Raw genomic sequence first — 749 nt, 5'->3', positions numbered from 1 at the left:
GCTTGGATTAAGGATTATTCAAGTATCTATGGTCATGCCAAGGTTTCTGGCTCGGCTCGTGTTGGTTGCTTTGTAAGAATTTATGATCATGCCAAGGTCTATGGCAAATCAAATATTGATCATCATGTGCAAATTTATGGCAATGCTGTTGTCAATAGCCGTGCAAAAATTCGTAATGATATCTGTGATGATAATCAGTCACTAAAAGACGCTGCTTAAATAACGCGTGGGCGCGGTGGGGGCGCCTTCCTTTAAATATCTCATTTAAAAATTAAATCTCTTTATAAAGGAATTGTGCTCATGCAAAAGAAGTTTGCACTCACAAATGAAACGCGTGTATTTGGTAAACATGTTCTCTACCGTATTAAAGCATTAAAAGATTTTGCTGATATCAAAGCAGGTACCTTAGGCGGCTTTATTGAAAAGGAAGATAACCTCTCTCATGAGGGAAATTGCTGGGTGTATGATGAGGCTCTTGTGTTTAAAAATGGTCATGTTTATGAAAATGCAAGGGTTTTTGGCAAGGCTGTCACTTGTGGTCATATCTATGGTCATGCGCGGGTTTATGACAATGCTATCGTTGCTGGCTATATCTATGATAATGCCCATGTTTATGGCAATGCTGTTATTTCTGATAATTCCCATGTCTATGGTAATGCGCGTGTTTATGGCAAGGCTATTATTTATGATAATGCCTATGTTTATGACAATGCTAGGGTTTATGAAAACGCTCGTATAGCAAATAACGT

1 protein-coding gene and 1 pseudogene are annotated in these 749 nt (G+C 38.3%); both read left to right on the top strand.

The window, feature by feature from the left end:
* A pseudogene (locus ACFIKH_RS09310) lies at window positions 1-219 on the top strand (hypothetical protein); the annotation flags it as partial.
* 81 nt (window positions 220-300) lie between these two features.
* The coding region (locus ACFIKH_RS09305; protein ID WP_375671550.1) for a hypothetical protein at window positions 301-749 on the top strand (449 nt) is incomplete at its 3' end.

The sequence above is a fragment of the Bartonella sp. SD1336NMGDW genome, assembly GCF_042193565.1.
Classification (GTDB): Bacteria; Pseudomonadota; Alphaproteobacteria; order Rhizobiales; family Rhizobiaceae; genus Bartonella; species Bartonella grahamii.
Note: the sequence above shows the minus strand (reverse complement) of the source record. Positions and strands in the feature narration are given on the sequence as shown.